The sequence below is a fragment of the Pseudomonas sp. ICMP 10191 genome (assembly GCF_001467335.1).
Lineage (GTDB): Bacteria > Pseudomonadota > Gammaproteobacteria > Pseudomonadales > Pseudomonadaceae > Aquipseudomonas > Aquipseudomonas cerasi.
Genome location: NZ_LKGW01000113.1, coordinates 35,185 through 49,265, shown reverse-complemented (window position 1 = coordinate 49,265; position 14,081 = coordinate 35,185). Strand labels below are relative to the sequence as shown.

13 protein-coding genes are annotated in these 14,081 nt (G+C 61.2%); 1 reads left to right on the top strand and 12 read right to left on the bottom strand.

What is annotated here, in order from left to right:
- Nucleotides 1–125: 125 nt before the first annotated feature.
- From AO388_RS15025 to AO388_RS14990, 8 genes are all read right to left on the bottom strand, one after another.
- The gene (locus AO388_RS15025; protein WP_046719058.1) at nucleotides 126–1,322 is read right to left on the bottom strand and encodes an ABC transporter substrate-binding protein; all 1,197 of its coding nucleotides are present in this window, start codon (nucleotides 1,320–1,322) and stop codon (nucleotides 126–128) included.
- On the bottom strand, nucleotides 1,319–2,326 hold the full coding sequence (locus tag AO388_RS15020) for a CobW family GTP-binding protein (protein WP_058416671.1): 1,008 nt from the start codon (nucleotides 2,324–2,326) through the stop codon (nucleotides 1,319–1,321). The genes AO388_RS15025 and AO388_RS15020 overlap by 4 nt, the downstream gene beginning before the upstream one ends.
- Complete coding sequence (locus AO388_RS15015) at nucleotides 2,323–2,622, bottom strand: hypothetical protein (protein WP_003431302.1); 300 nt, start codon at nucleotides 2,620–2,622, stop codon at nucleotides 2,323–2,325. The genes AO388_RS15020 and AO388_RS15015 overlap by 4 nt, the downstream gene beginning before the upstream one ends.
- A gap of 22 nt (nucleotides 2,623–2,644) precedes the next feature.
- Nucleotides 2,645–3,394, bottom strand: coding sequence for an SDR family NAD(P)-dependent oxidoreductase (locus AO388_RS15010; RefSeq protein ID WP_003363672.1), 750 nt, complete (start codon nucleotides 3,392–3,394; stop codon nucleotides 2,645–2,647).
- Nucleotides 3,395–3,521: 127 nt separating this feature from the next.
- A complete protein-coding gene (locus tag AO388_RS15005; protein WP_003431303.1) occupies nucleotides 3,522–4,283 on the bottom strand; it encodes an SDR family NAD(P)-dependent oxidoreductase in 762 nt (253 codons plus the stop codon).
- Between the two features lie 10 nt (nucleotides 4,284–4,293).
- On the bottom strand, nucleotides 4,294–5,634 hold the full coding sequence (locus AO388_RS15000; protein WP_003363677.1) for an MFS transporter: 1,341 nt from the start codon (nucleotides 5,632–5,634) through the stop codon (nucleotides 4,294–4,296).
- 27 nt (nucleotides 5,635–5,661) lie between these two features.
- Entirely contained in the window at nucleotides 5,662–6,543 is an 882-nt protein-coding gene (locus tag AO388_RS14995; RefSeq protein WP_058416670.1) for a polysaccharide deacetylase family protein, read from the bottom strand.
- Between the two features lie 76 nt (nucleotides 6,544–6,619).
- A complete protein-coding gene (locus AO388_RS14990; RefSeq protein WP_058416669.1) occupies nucleotides 6,620–7,993 on the bottom strand; it encodes an amidase in 1,374 nt (457 codons plus the stop codon).
- A gap of 347 nt (nucleotides 7,994–8,340) precedes the next feature.
- Here AO388_RS14990 and AO388_RS14985 point away from each other — a divergent pair, with 347 nt between their 5' ends.
- Entirely contained in the window at nucleotides 8,341–9,333 is a 993-nt protein-coding gene (locus AO388_RS14985) for a GntR family transcriptional regulator (RefSeq protein ID WP_371123815.1), read from the top strand.
- A 304-nt stretch (nucleotides 9,334–9,637) separates the two neighbouring features.
- Here the strand turns inward: AO388_RS14985 and AO388_RS14980 are convergent, their stop codons facing one another.
- From AO388_RS14980 to AO388_RS14965, 4 genes are read right to left on the bottom strand one after another with little or no spacing between them, the layout of a single operon-like run.
- Nucleotides 9,638–10,066, bottom strand: a complete 429-nt coding sequence (locus tag AO388_RS14980; protein ID WP_044308862.1) for a group I truncated hemoglobin — start codon at nucleotides 10,064–10,066, stop codon at nucleotides 9,638–9,640.
- A complete protein-coding gene (locus AO388_RS14975) occupies nucleotides 10,066–10,941 on the bottom strand; it encodes a DUF3034 family protein (RefSeq protein ID WP_003363690.1) in 876 nt (291 codons plus the stop codon). The genes AO388_RS14980 and AO388_RS14975 overlap by 1 nt, the downstream gene beginning before the upstream one ends.
- Before the next feature lie 3 nt (nucleotides 10,942–10,944).
- Entirely contained in the window at nucleotides 10,945–13,299 is a 2,355-nt protein-coding gene (locus AO388_RS14970; protein WP_044308863.1) for a bifunctional diguanylate cyclase/phosphodiesterase, read from the bottom strand.
- The gene (locus AO388_RS14965; protein ID WP_044308864.1) at nucleotides 13,296–13,970 is read right to left on the bottom strand and encodes a methylamine utilization protein; all 675 of its coding nucleotides are present in this window, start codon (nucleotides 13,968–13,970) and stop codon (nucleotides 13,296–13,298) included. The genes AO388_RS14970 and AO388_RS14965 overlap by 4 nt, the downstream gene beginning before the upstream one ends.
- Nucleotides 13,971–14,081 lie beyond the last annotated feature (111 nt).

Genomic DNA, 14,081 nt, shown 5'->3' with positions numbered 1-14,081 from the left:
NACTGAAGCCGGATCCCGGTTGATCCAGCTACCGGGCAGGGTTGCGGCAGACGACTATCGCTCCTCACGCTCCAGCGTGGGAATGCCGTTCTGGACGCTCTGCGTCCTCTCTCCAGTGCGACTGACTAGCGTGCCTTGGCGCTGCTTTTGTCACTGGCGCGCAGGATGTCGCTCCAGCGGCGGACCAGGTAGTTGTGCTCGTTCATGACCGAATTCCACACGGCAATATGGCCCATGCGTTCTTCGTAGGAGCCGCCGTCGCGGACTTCTCCGGCGTCGATGAGCGGCAAGCCGTCGCTGCCGAGCAGTTGTTCGCGCGCAGGCAGGCCGGCGTACCAGTAATCCCATTCGGCAGCGCTGAGGTGATCGCGGCTGCGTGCCGGATTGCCGATGTAGTAGCCCTGCCGCGCCATCACTGCGCCGGGCCAGCCCGACAACCACCAGTTGAGATACGCGTAGGCCGCATCCAGCACCGGCCCCTTGGCGTGGCGTGACAGGGAAAGCCCGCCAAACCAGCCGCGATAACCTTCTTTGGGCACCGCCACACGGTATTTGACCCCCGCACGGTGCAGCCTGACCAGGGTCGGTGACCAGAGGCTCTGAATGTCGATGTTCGGGCTGAGCATCAGTTCGGCGGCTTCTTCGTCGCCTGACCAGAACGCACCAAAATGCCCTTGCTGCTGTTTGCGCACCAGCACATCAGCGAGCCGATCGATTTCTTCGATGCTCATGTTGCCGATGTCCTTGAAGCTCGCCAGCCCCGCCCCCTGCACCGCCAGCGCGGCATCCAATGCGCCGATGGCCGCGTCACTCTGCAAGGCGATGCGCCCGCCCCACACCGGGTCGAGCAGCCAGCCCCAGCTTTCGTCCGCAGAGCTCAAGCCCTCCGGCAAGCGCTCGGGGCGATAGGCGAAGCTGTCGGCGTTGTGGGTCAGCGGCAACATGCTGATGCGCTCGGTCACCGCGCTGCCAAGACTGCCGTCGTGCTGCACGAACAAACGCTCGCTGGGCACACTGCCGCTGCCTGGCTGGTCGGTAGGCCGCAGACGGCCCTGCTTGGGCAAGTCGTTGATTTCGTGCCACAGCGCGATGCGCCGCGTGTCGATGGGTTGAATCGCCCGGGCTGGCCAGACGAAATCAACGTTATGAAACCACTGATCGTAGAGGTCGTAGCTGTCTGGCTGCATGACCGCGATACGTTGCGCGGTTTGCACGTCATGAATCTGGTAGATCAGTTTGATCCCCAGTTCCTGCTCGGCCCGCTCACGCAAAGACTCCAGCAGGGTCACGGAGGTGCCCAGCACGCGCAAGGTGATGGTCATGCTGCCGACTCGTTGAGCGGTGGCGCGAAACTGCCAGAGAAGACGTCGAACGAACGACGCAGCAGATCGGGATCGAGACCGCGCAGGATGAACACCAGCCGCGAGGTGCGATCCTCGCCCGGCCAGGCGGCAAGATGCACCGGCGCATGCAGGCAATGCTGCACACCATGAATCACGATGGGAGCCTGATTGTCGTTCACGTTGAGCAGCCCTTTGACGCGGAGGATTCGTTCACCGTGGCATCTTAACAGCATCGACAGCCACACCCCGAAGCCGACCCAGTCCAGAGGGCGCTCGAACGTCAGGCAACAGACCTGCGCATCACCATGCCGCGCGGAAGTCGACAGCACCCGATGCAGTTGCCAGCGGGTCACTTCAGCGGCCGGTTCGTCGCTGCGCATGCCCTCGCCCAGCAGCAACTGATCGCCGCTGTGGACCTCCGCCGTATCAAGCAATGGCGCAGAAAAATTCAGCGCTTGCAGATGCTCGCGCAGGCTATCCAGTACCGACTCATCGACCAGATCGGTTTTGCTCAACAGCAGACGATCCGCCGCCGCGACCTGCGCCAGCCATTCCGGATGCAGACGCTCTTGCAGCGTCGCGTGACAAGCGTCCACCAGCGTGACAATCAGACCGATGTGAAAACGCCCGCGCAATTGCGGGTCGTTGCTCAGCGTGGTGAGAATCGGGGCCGGATCGGCCAGGCCGGTGGTCTCCAGAATCACCCGGCGAAATGCAGGAATTTCACCTCGATTACGCCGCTCCAGCAGACCGAGCAGCGCGTCTTTCAATTCACCGCGGACGGTGCAGCAGACACAGCCGCTGGGCAACAGCACGGTATCCGGTGCGACCTCTTCAACCAGCAGATGATCGATACCCACATCGCCGAATTCGTTGATCAGCAGCGCGGTGTCACCCATGTTTTCATCGGCCAGCAGGCGTTTGAGCAACGTGGTCTTGCCGCTGCCGAGGAAGCCGGTAATCACGTTCAGGGCAATACTCATGATGACCTCTGCAGATGATCGAGCAGACGTGAATCAAGCGGGTCCAGCGGCCGGCCGATCAGCAACTCGGCTTTCTGCCAGAGCTGTTCCAGCCCGGTCGCCAGTTCCTGCTTGCCTGTGGCCCCGAGCAGGAGATAGGAAACGCCTTGAAAATCTTCGACCTTCAGGCGAAACGGCGCGACCACCTTGTTGATTGCAGCAATACGCCGCAAGCGCTCACGCCGCCGGGGCAGTTCTGCAGCCAGCGGATCGCTCCAGTGCACGTCTTCACCCAATAGCCCGCACAATCCACACATCAGGTGTTCTCCAGCTGTTTGCTCATGGCATGACGTCGCCGGAATTGGGGCCCAGGGTCTGACCGACGAACAGATTGCCACCTGGCTCGCTGGCCAGCAGCACCGCCACCGGGGCGACCTCCTCGGCCAGACCGAAGCGGCCCAATGGCAACTCGGCGGCCTTGGCGGTTTTCCAGGCGCTGCTGATCCCGGCGACCAGTGGGGTTTCGATAGGGCCGGGTGCAATGGCGTTGACCAGCACGTTGTCCTTGGCGACTTCCAGCGCCAGGGATTTGCTGAAACCGATCACCCCGGCCTTGGCGGCGGCGTAATGGGTCAGTTCGGCACCGCCCTTGATGCCCAGTTGCGAAGCAACATTGATGATGCGCCCCCAGCGCTGGGCAATCATGTGCGGCAATGCACGCTGACTGGCCACAAAGACGCTGGTCAGGTCGATGCGCAGCATGTCGTTCCACATATCGAGGGTCAGGTCGACGCAACGCGCCTGGGTCAGCATGCCCGCGTTGTTGACCAGAATGTCGATACCTCCGAACTGCTCGACACAGGCATCGACGCTGGCTTGCGCGCCGTCGGTGCTGCCGACATCGGCCACGCACTCCTGAACCTGAGCGCCCAGCTGACGGCACTCTGCAGCGATCTTCGCCAGGCTGTGGGCGTCTCGATCGCCCAGCACCAGACGCGCGCCTTCAGCCGCATAGGCGCGAGCGATGGCTGCGCCGATGCCACTGCCTGCTCCGGTGATCACTGCCCGCTTTTGTTTGAGTTGCTGCATGGGTCGGGTTCCTCGGTTGGTTTGGGGATCACTGCGTATTGCTCGCGAACGCTCAGTCACTGACACGCCATTCCCAGCGTCTGTACTGAACGCTTCGCGAGCAGGCTCGCTGCCGATCCGAATCGCTCTACTCGGGCCAGCGCACGGTCAGGCCACCGTCGATCACGATGCTTTGCCCGGTCAGGTAACTGGCTTCATCGCTGCACAGAAAACGCACCAGCGCAGCGACTTCATCCGCTCTACCGACACGGCCCAGCGGGATGGCTTTGGCCGCCTGCGCCAGACCTTCCGGCCCCAGCGAGTTCTTGCTGTCCAGCGATTGCGGCGTCTCGATCAAGCCGGGAATCACCGCGTTGCAACGGATGCCCTTCGGGGCGAGCTCCACCGCCAGTGACCGGCACAGCCCTGGCACGCCGGCCTTGGCCGCTGCGTAATGGGCATGGTCCTGCCAGCCATACACACCACCGGCAATCGAGGAAATCGCCACCAGCGCCCCGCCCTCACCCATGTGCCGGACGGCGGCGCGGAAGGTACGCATCACGCCGGTCAGGTCCACGTCGAGCATCTCGTTCCAGCGCTCGTCGGTCATTTCCAGCAACGGCGCGCGGCGCAACAGCCCGGCATTGGCGACCGCGTAGTCGATGCGGCCAAACGCCTTGACTGCCTGCGCGGCCAGATCATCGACCGATTCGGTGAAGGTCACATCCAGCGGCAGCATCAGGCATTCGCCGCCCGCCTCCGCCACCAGCCTGCGGGTTTCGTCCGGATCATGCGCGTCAGCCGGATAGAACCCGCCTGCCACCGCCACACCCTGGCGGGCAAACGCCACTGCCAGCGCCTGACCGATGCCGCTGGCGGCACCGGTTATCACAGCAACTTTACGCGTCATGTGCTGCTCCTCATTTCACCGTTTCAGGTCGCACGTGTTTAGCGGCGAACATCAGCGCACCCGACAGGAAGCAAGGCACTGCGCCGAAGTACAACGCCGAGGTCTGCCAGTCGCCGCCTGCGCTCAATACCGATGTGGCGCCGAAGCCTGCGACCACAGCACCGAGCGGGCCCATGGCATGGATGATTGCGCCACCCGTGGCACGAATGCTGGTCGGGAAGCTTTCGCTGATGAAGAACAAGGCCGCCGAGTACGGGCCGATCAGGAAGAACAGCCCCAGGCTGTACAAGCCGACCACCGTCACCATGTTGCTTGGCCCGTAAAGCATGCCGGCAAACGCCAGGCCGCCGAGCATCCAGCCAAGGCCGATGACATTGCGGCGACCGATCCGGTCACCCATCCAGCCGTGACACAGGTAGCCGCAATAGCCCACCAGGTTGGACAGCACCAGAATGATCAGCGAGTTCTCGAACGAGATGTGGTGGACGCTGACGATCACCGTCGTACCCAGCACACTGAATACCTGAATGGCCGCCCAGTTGAGCAGGATCGCAGCACCGATCACCAGGGTCGCGCGGCGCGAAGAACCGCGAAAGGCCGCGCCGATACCGGCCTTGCTGTGCTCTTCGTAATCCACCCCGTAGGTCTGCGCCACGGCCTGCGCCTGACTGAGGTCGCCCTTCTTGCGCAATTGGGTGATGCGTTGATGGATCTGAAACTGCGGGCTTTCCTTGAGCTTGCGCGCCAGGATAGCGATGACGATGGCCGGAATAGCCGCAAACACGAAGCAACCCTGCCAGCCGATGACCGGCAGCAGCACCGCCGTCAGACCAGCCGCGATCAGCGCACCGACCGGCCAGCCGCCCTGCACCAGGCTGTAGATGAAGCCACGGCGCTTGGTGAGTCGCGGGTCGTCGGATGCGGCGTAGATCTCACTCAGATAGGTCGCGTTGACCGTTTCCTCTGCATAACCCAGACCGCCCAGCGAACGAATGAGGATCAGGGGCGACTTGCCCCATGCTCCGCCGATGGCCGTGAGCGCCGAGCAGATCGCCGAGCCACTCACGGTGAAAATGATACCCACGCGCCGTCCCAGGCGATCTACCAGCGGGCCGATGGCCAGAGCCACCACCGCGGTGCCGACCGCGACCCAGGTCGCGATTTCGGCCTGTTCGACCTCACTCCAGCTGAAATGCCGACCGATTTCCGGTAACAGCGTGCCAAACAAAATGAAGTCATATACCGCAAACACCCACGCGAAAAACGCAATCCATGTGGCGAACCGTACTTGCTCCGGAGTCAGTTGCTCAGGTTTCCAGCCGGTCAGGTCGAGCTTATTGTAAATGGACATGAGTGACGCCTCGGACAGGGCAATGAATCAGCGGGTACGGGGATTGCGACGCACGAAATCGTCGGCAATCTCGTCGAAAGTGACGAACTTGACGCCAGCATGGCTCTGAATGTGCTCGATCAAGCGCTCCAGCATCAGCAGCACTTGCGGGCGACCAGACACGTCCGGGTGAATGGTCATGGTGAATACAGCGTGTTCGTGTTCGCGATAGACCCAGTCGAACTGGTCGCGCCACATTTCTTCCAGGTGCCGAGGGTTGACGAAACCGTGGCTGTTCGGTGCCTTCTTGATGAACATCATTGGCGGCAGATCGTCGAGGTACCAGTTGGCCGGAATTTCCACCAGATCGGTTTCTTCGCCACGTACCAGCGGCTTCATCCAGGTATCCGGATGCTGGCTGTAATCGATTTTGGTCCACTTGTCGCCCACCCGAACGTAGTAAGGGTGGAAGTCGTTGTGCATCAGGCTGTGGTCGTACTTGATGCCTTTCTTGAGCAGCAGCTCGTTGGTGACGTTGCTGAACTCCCACCATGGCGCGACATAGCCGGTCGGGCGTTTGCCGGTCATTTGCGTGATCAGGTCGATGGACTTGTCGAGGACGATCTCCTCTTGCTCCGGGGTCATCGCAATCGGGTTTTCATGGCTGTAACCATGCACACCGATTTCATGCCCGGCATCCGCCACGGCTTTCATCTCCTCGGGGAAGGTCTCCATGGAGTGCCCCGGAATGAACCAGGTGGTGCGCAGACCGTAACGCTCGAACAGCTTGAGCAGACGCGGAGCGCCGACTTCACCGGCGAACAGGCCGCGGGAAATGTCGTCCGGCGAATCCTCGCCGCCATAGGAGCCCAGCCAGCCAGCAACGGCATCCACATCCACACCAAACGCACACAGAATTTCTTTGGCCATCGTTGTTCTCCCACGGGTTAATCAGATCGGCTTCGCGCTGTACGGCACGCGGGCCGGTTTGCACTGCAAAACGTATTCAAGGGGCTGCGATCAATGACTCCACCGTCAGCGCCGCACGCAGCAGCCGTGCGTCTTCGCCTGCCGGTGCGCTGAGCAACAGCCCGGTGGGCAAGCCCGAGGCATCGCGGCCGCTGGGCAGTGACACGCCGGGCATGTTCAGCAGGCTGCCGGGCATGGTCAGGCGCAGCGTGGCGAGGTTGGTTTGAACGAACAGGTCGTCGTCCTTCAGCAGCGGTGCGAGCGGCGGCGCCACATGGGCCACGGTCGGAGTAATCAGCAGCGCGCCGTCCAGTTCGAGGGTCAACTGCTCCTGCAGCCGCTCGCGCGCAGCGTACAGATTGACCAGCAGGCTGGCCGGCATGGAACGGGCTGCCTCCAGGCGCTTGCGAACCCTGGGATCAAGCTGGCTGGCGGCGTCGCTGTCGAGCAACGCCTGATGCAGCGCGAACGCCTCGGCTGCACCAAGCCAGCCGTGTTGCTGGGTTAACAGCAACGTGGCCTGAAATGCCTGGCAAGGCTTGACCTCGATCAGCGCACCGCTTGCACGCAAGGCTTCAACAGCACGCAACAGGTTGTCGCGAACGGCCGGCGTGACGCGTTCGTCTTCCAGCACCGCCTGATCGAGCAGGAAACGTTGACCGGCCAGGCTGCGTGGTATCAACGATGAAGGTTTGCTGCGCGCACAGAGCAGATCGTCGATCACCAGAGCGTCGCGCACACTGCGGGTCAGTGGCCCGACGCTGTCCAGCGTCAGCGCCAGCGGGAAAACACCGTCGCGGCTATAGCGGCGGCTGGTGCTGCGAAACCCCACCAGACCGTTGAGCGCTGCCGGCACACGAATAGAACCGGCGGTATCGGTGCCCATGGCGATCGGTACGGTTCCGTTGGCGACGGCGACTGCCGAACCCGAAGACGAACCGCCAGGAATGCGTGGCGAGCCGTCGCTGTTGGGGTTGATCGGCGTACCGAAATGCGGGTTCAGGCCCAGCCCTGAATAAGCGAATTCACTGAGATTGGTCTTGCCCAGGCTGACCATCCCGGACCGTGCCAGCAGCCCGACACTCGGCGCATCCAGCAGCGCGGGGGACAGGTTGTTGCGCACCGCGGCGCCGGCGGTTGTGACGCTGCCTGCCACGTCGAAAAGATCCTTCCAGGCGATGGGCACGCCGTCGAAGGGGCTCAATGGCTGCCCTTGCTGCCAGCGGGCCGCAGACGCTTCGGCTTCCCTGCGTGCCCGTTCGATACTCATGGAAATGAACACATGATCGGCGCGTGCCGCCTGTTGCAGGGCCTTGTCCAGAGCCTGCACAGGGTCACTGCGCCCCTGGGCAAAATCCTCGGCCAGTGCGCAGGCATCACCGGTAACGCTGTGACTCCCGGTATCGGTCATGGACATCACACCTTTAAAAATGTACTTATTAATAAAATGTACATTTAACAAAGGCAGGTTCCATGCCAATCTGCATGTCGCGACGTCCTGACCCGATCGAGCTGACGACCCTTTCACGCTGGAAACGCCGTACTAGAAACCTTTTTGCAAAGGCATCAATCAGTTGCGATAAGGCGTCGTAGGCGAACAGGATCGTCATAAAGAAATAATGTATCTTTTACAAAAGATACATTTCAGTGCAAAAAAGTAACGGTGGCCCCATGAGCGAGCATAAGGACGTGTGCCAAGGTGACAACAGCGCTTCTGTGCGAGAATCGTCCGTCAACCGCCAGAAGTGTATGAAACCGATGTCAGAAGAGGACCCGCGCACCGCGTCGCGCTACGCCATGATCCGCGAGGTGTTGCGTAACGCCATCGTCTCGGGCGCGGCCGCCAATGGACTGGTGCTGCTTGAAGCACCGCTGGCAGAACTGTTCGGCACCAGCCGGGTGCCGGTGCGCAAGGCGCTCAACCTGCTGCATGAAGAAGGCTTGATCAGCCGCTTCGACGGCCGGGGTTATCTGGTCAATCCTGACGCGCAGGAAGTCGAGCCGCTGCGTCTGAGCCTGAGCCACAAGCAGTTCGGGCTGGACAGCAGCGAAGAACTGGTCGATACCCGCCCGCTCGGCGAACGTATTCACGATGAGATCGGTGCGGCACTGTCGGCCTGTATCGCCTTTGGTCACTACCGGCTGGATGAACAAAGCGCCGCGCAGCATTACGGAGTGAGCCGCGCAGTGGTTCGTGAGGCGCTGATGCGCCTGCGGGATCGCGGCCTGGTGGAAAAAGAGCCTTACTCGCAATGGCTGGCGGGGCCGTTGACGGCCCGGGAAATCACCGAAGACTACGAATTGCGCGCCTGCCTCGAGCCCGAAGCCTTGCGCCAGACGGCGCCGCAGCTGAGCCGCGAAACCCTGGAGGCAATGCTGGCCAGGGTCATCGAGGCGCAAAACGCCGAACAGTGCAGCCTTGAGGAGATCGAGCGCCTTGAGGACGACCTGCATCAGCAATGCCTGGGCGGTCTGCAAAACCGCAAGATCGCCATGCTGATCAGCCAGGCGCAGAGCCCGATGATCATCAACCGGATTTTCTACCGCCTGCTGAGCATTGGCGCCGATGAAGCGATGCTCGCCGAACACCGGCTGATCATTGAATTGCTGCTGCACGGCGCCTTCGACGCCGCCGCACTGAACCTCAAGGAACACCTGTTACGCGCCCGCCAGCGCATGCTGCAACGTCTGAAAGTGTTGTCGGTATTGCCGGAGCAGGAAGTGCCGGGGTATCTGACGCGGTTGAGTTGAGATGGGGCAAAGTTGGAGTTAACGCGACAGAGACTATCGTCACCACGCTCCAGCGTGGCAACGCAGTTCTGGACGCTCTGTGTCCGATCCTGAACACGCGGCGCGGCGTCGATTTGTGACGCGGAGCGTCACGAACGGCATGCCAACGCGGAGCATTGGCACGATAGTGTTCTCGCGCAAGTGCCCTCCCTGAAGATTATCGTTCCGCACGCTCCAGCGTGGCAACGCTGTTCTGGACGCTCTGCGTCCGATCTTGGACGGGGAGCATTGGCACGATAGTCAGTGTGTGTTTCAGGGCTACCCATCACTTGCCGATCACTTCGCCGCGCATCGGTGCCAGGCGGGCGATGAGGCGGTTTTGTACGGGGACCGGGACCTTTTCGGTGTCCATCGCGGCGATCAGGTCTTCGACCAGCGCGTTGAAATCGCTGGGCGTCAGGTGCTGGCCCTTGTGCGCCTCGGCCATGCTGTCGCCGGTATAGCGACACGGGCCGCCGGACTCGACGCAGAGTTGCTCGACCAGTTTGTCGCGCAGACGCACGATGTCGACTTTCTTGAAATGCTCGACGATCCGCTCATCCCTGGCCACGTTTATCAGCATACCTTCGACGATGCGCTGGATACCGGCACGTTGGCCAAGGTCCTGGTAGAGGCTGTCATCCTTGGGTGGCTGTTGCTGCTGCGCGCAACCGGCCAGTAGCGTCAGCATCATGGCTATCAGCAAACGCCTCATCAGAAACTCCCCTGCACAGACAGATAGGTGCCGTTCTGGTTGTCCAGCGTGGCGATTTCGCCCAAACGGGCGTAAGCCAGGACCACGGACACGTGCTTGTTGGGGAAATAGCCGAGAAACACATCGGCCCAGTCACTTTCGCCCGCAAACGACAGGTTGTCTGGCTTCTCGCGATATTCGACACCGAGTGCCCAGCGCGGATTGAACAGCACGGCTACCGAGCTCTCCTTGAGCAGGCTGCGGCTGTCGCGCCGATCGCCGCCGAATCCCAACAGTCCGGTTTCGTTGGCGCGGCTGTAACGCACGCCGCCGTTGACCACAACGTTGTAGCCGAACGCCGCGCCCATGAACAAGCGGCTGGCCGTCAGGTAGCCTTCGACATCCGAGTCACGTCGGGCGCCGACCAGGCTGGGAATCAGGAAATCGTTCTGATGCTTGTACTGCACCCCCAGAGAAACCTGCGGCAGGCTTTCGTAGATCAGGTCGCCGAAGAGCCGCACCTTGACGCCGAACACGTCCTGACTGAGGTTATCGTCCGGCAGGCTGAGCCTGTGCTGCAGGTTGCTGATATCGAAACGCTGATGCGCGTAGGAAAACTCCACGCGGTTGCCATAGGCGACCGCCAGGCCTGCCACATCAAGGTTGTAGTCCGGCAGATCCACATGCGTGGCGAAGGCGGTAGCGCCCCACTCGCCTTGCTCGCTGTAGCCGGTAATCACCGCCCACGGGGTTATGCCGCCGCCGGCGCTGCCTTCAATGCTGGTAGCGCCACCCGTGGCGATCAACCGGCCGTTGTCGCCCAGGGCGGGCGTCGAAGCAACCCCCGCCATACCCACCAGCAAAGACCCCAACAGCAGCGATGTTTTGTGCAACATGGATTAATTCACCATAAGACCGGGTGAGGCCTGATACGTGGCAATCCATGCCTCGAACGCCGACGCGGTCAGCGGTCGACTGATCAGGTAACCCTGGGCCGTATCGCAGTGCCAACGCCGGAGCAGGTCTAGGCTGTGTTGATACTCGACACCTTCTGCCACCACCTTCAGTCCGAGGTTGTGGCTCATTTCAATGGTCGACCGCACGATTACTGCGTCTTCACTGGTTTCATCCAGATTGCGCACGAAAGACTGGTCGATTTTCAGCTCCTGCACGGGCAGACGTTTCAAGTGAGCCAATGACGAGTAGCCAGTACCGAAATCGTCGACTGACAGACTGATGCCGCAATCACGCAGGCGATGCAGGACGATCAGTGCTTTTTCCGGTTCGCTCATGACTGCGCTTTCGGTGATCTCGAATACCAGTTGTTCGGCAGGCAGAGCGTATTGCTTGAGCAATTTCATGACATAACCGACCAGATCATCACCCAGCAGGTCATCAGCGGAAATGTTCACCGACACCTGCAGGACCAGACCGCGCTGACGCCATTCGGCCAGTTGGCGAATCGCCTCTTCGATCACCCAGTTGGTCAGCAGGTAAATGCTCCCGGTACGCTCGGCGAGGACGATGAATTCGGCGGGCGAGACATTGCCGAACTGCGGATGAGCCCAGCGCAACAGCGCTTCGGCCTGACGCACATAGCCCTGACGGATATCCAGCTTGGGCTGGTAATGCAGCGTGAATTCGCCATTTTGCGCGGCCTTGCGCAGGTCACGAATCAGCGTGATCTGCCGCTGGTGGGCCAGATCACGTCCATCCTGATAAATCTGCAAGCGACCGGGAATGAACGCGGCGTCCTTGCGTGCAATTGCCGCACGGTTGAGCAATTCCTGGGCGGAATCACCGTGTTCCGGATACACCGTGATGCCAATGCAGCACTCAAGCTCCAGCTCGTGATTGTCGATACGCTGCGGCTCACTGAGCAGACGCTGTAGGGCGTCTGCCATGCCCACTGCACCCGCGCTGGACGTGTTGTCCAGCAACAGCAGAAACTCGTTGGTCCCCAGACGTGCCACGGTATCGCCGGCACGCAGATTACCTTGCAGGCGCTGGCCCACATGGCGCAACAACTGCTCCACGCCTTCAACGCTCACGCTTTCGCCGATCGTGGCGAGGTTTTCGATACTCAGAGACAACAGAGCCAACGCACGTTCTGCAGCAATCGAGCTACCCAGACGCTCCATCACCAGCGCCCGGTTGGGCAGCCCGGTCAGATTGTCGTGCAGCGCGTTGTGCGCCAATTGCCCCTCGCGCACCGCGATGCCCTGCTGCATGGTGTTGATCGCTTCGGCGAGCATGCCCAGCTCATCGCTGCGAACCAGGGTGACCGGCGTTTTATAGTCGCCATCACCAATACGTTTGGCCGCCGTGGCCAGGGCCTGTACCGGTAGCGACACGCTTCGCGCCAGTGCCAGTGTGCCGATCAGCGACGCCACCAAAGCGGCCATGGAAATCCAGAAGATCTTCTCATTCAGCGGCGCGAATGCCTGATAGGCCTTGTCCAGAGGGCTCTGTAATAGCGCGATAACCTGCCCGTCGCCGCCAATACTGGTGTTGGCGAGCATCAGGGTCTGGCTGAGAAAGTTAAGGTTCGATTGCTCGGTAAGCAGCATCTGGCCTTCCGAGGAGCTGCGCATCAGCTCAATCAGGCCCGCGTGCAGGGCCTCTGGCTGGGTACTGATCAGTTCGCCGTTCTTACCGTCTTCTACGGTGAGAAAAGACACTTCCAGACCGCTGAGCGAACGCAGTTCTTCGGCAATGCCGCTGTCGATGGTAAAGCCCATGACCACGCGGCCGATCGGCAATGGCGCGAGAACGGTGCTCTCCACCAGCAAATGAGGGTCTCCGCCGCCGGGCACAATGAGCACTGACTGACCGGCACGTTTGGCATTGCGCAGGGCTTGGTCATAGACAAACCTGGAACCTTCGGGGACTTTCGGCACGGTACTGGCAATCACTACGCCATCCATGCCCAGCAGAAACATGTCACTGGCATTGATGCGTTTGCCATGGTTGAGCAACACCGAGCGAATGGTCGAGGCGTCGGAACTGGCCACCGCGTCACGAAAGCCGAAATCGGCTGCCACCAGTTGCACGGTGTCACGCAGACGTTTGCCGCGCAGATCGATCAGACGCTCGAAGACGCGGCTACCCACCTCCAGCTGCGCCTGGGCCTGAGTGCGCACCGCCTCGCCTGTTGCAACCTTGACGGCGAGATAGACCGCACTCACGACAATCAGCAACAGGACAATCAGAACCCCGGCAATGCGCGCCTGAAAGCTGGCTCTAAATTTCATTCATGTGCGGCCTTGTGAAAGGCGTCACCGAAACCGCCGGGTGCGGGCTTGCCGGGTTTGTCATCGGCTTCCGCTTCGACCGCGAGGTTGAAACGCTGAGTGAGGCCTGCTGCCGGCAACTCAAGCTCGCCGCCCGACACAGGCTGCATGTCCGCGATACGCGGATGCCAGAGGGTCGCGGCATAATGCCCGGCCGGAAGCTGATCCAGCTTGAGCTGGCCGTTGCTGTCGGTCACGCCGAACCATGAATCGTCGGTGACGTAGATGTAACCGACCATCCAGTCATGGATGTTACAGCCCAGTACGACCACGCCAGGCTTGTCGAACAACAGCGGATCCGAGGGTGTGCCCTCGTAAAGCCGCAACTCGAAGCGCTTGGCCGGAGAAAAGGAGTAGACCTGATGGCGGATGTTGTCGCTGTTGGGGAACTTGACCTGAGTGCCGGCGTGGATGGCCAGTACATGTGGCGCAAACTCCTGATCACGCTGGTCCATTGACGCCTTCAACACAACAGGTGAAGGATCGGGCGGCCCTTTGAGCGTTACCACCGCATCTGCAAGGGGCTTGCCTTCCTTGTCCGTTACCTGGGCGGTAAAGCTGGAAGCCGATGCGTTTGCAGCCGATGCTATCCACAGTCCTGCCACTAATGCAGAAATAAATACGTTGGTCATGCCTGATTCAACCCATACCGGCAGTGCCGTAAATGAAGTAAGCCCGTCCTTGTCAGCCCTGACAGGCCCGCTAATAAATAACGGTTTTCCAACCGCTTTACAGACTATCGA